This window comes from Actinomadura harenae (assembly GCF_003696215.1).
GTDB classification, from domain to species: domain Bacteria; phylum Actinomycetota; class Actinomycetes; order Streptosporangiales; family Streptosporangiaceae; genus Spirillospora; species Spirillospora harenae.
In genome coordinates this window covers 1-1024 of the sequence record NZ_RFFG01000274.1, presented here as the reverse complement: position 1 = coordinate 1024, position 1024 = coordinate 1, and the positions used below count along the sequence as shown (strand labels likewise).

The following is a 1024-nucleotide window of genomic DNA, read 5'->3' as shown; positions in this document are numbered from 1 at the left end:
CCCCCGCCGCCCAGGCGGGCGCCGAACCCGGCGCATCCGCCGCAGGCGACGCGGAGGCCGGTGAGGCGCCCGTGGCGACGCCGCTGCTGGAGCCGCGCGAGGGCGTGCCGCCGGTGGTGACGGACGAGGCCGGGCTGGCGCGGGTCGTCGAGGCGTTCAGGAACGGCACCGGGCCCGTGGCGGTGGACGCCGAGCGCGCGTCCGGCTACCGGTACGGGCAGCGGGCCTACCTGATCCAGCTGCGCCGCGCGGGCGCGGGGACGGCGCTGATCGACCCGATCGAGTGCCCCGACCTGACCGGCCTGAACGCGGCGCTCGACGGCACCGAGATGGTGCTGCACGCCGCCAACCAGGACCTTCCCTGCCTGGACGAGGTCGGGCTGAAGCCGACCACGCTGTTCGACACCGAGCTGGCCGGGCGGCTGCTCGGCTACCCGCGGGTCGGGCTCGGCTCGATCGTCGAGAACGTCCTCGGGTTCGCGCTGGAGAAGGGCCACTCGGCGGCGGACTGGTCGACGCGTCCGCTGCCGGAGGACTGGCTGAAGTACGCGGCGCTGGACGTCGAGCTGCTGGTGGAGCTGCGCGACGCGCTGCGCGAGGAGCTGGTGCGCTCGGGCAAGCTGCCGTGGGCGCTGGAGGAGTTCACCGCGATCCTGGCGACGCCGCCGAAGGCGCCGCGCGCCGACCCGTGGCGCCGGACGTCCGGCATCCACCGGGTGCGGAACCGGCGCGCGCTGGCGATCGTCCGGGAGCTCTGGGAGACCCGCGACCGGATCGCCCAGGAACGGGACCTGTCCCCCGGCCGCGTCCTCCAGGACGCCGCGATCGTCGAGCTCGCCACCAAGACCCCGAAGACCCCCGCCGAGCTGCTCGCGCTGCCCTCGATGAAGGGCCGCGGCGCGCGCCGGCACCAGTCGGCGTGGCTGCGCGCGGTGTCCCGGGCCCGGGGCCTGCCCGAGCGGGGACTGCCCGAGGCGAACCTCCCCGGGGACGGGCCGCCGCCCGCGCACCGCTGGGCCGAGCG

At 76.9% G+C, this 1024-nt stretch carries 1 protein-coding gene; it reads left to right on the top strand.

All coding sequences use genetic code 11. From position 1 onward, the window contains the following. Nucleotides 1-1024: ribonuclease D (locus tag EBO15_RS43455; protein WP_407643406.1), on the top strand; the 1024-nt coding region annotated here is incomplete at both ends.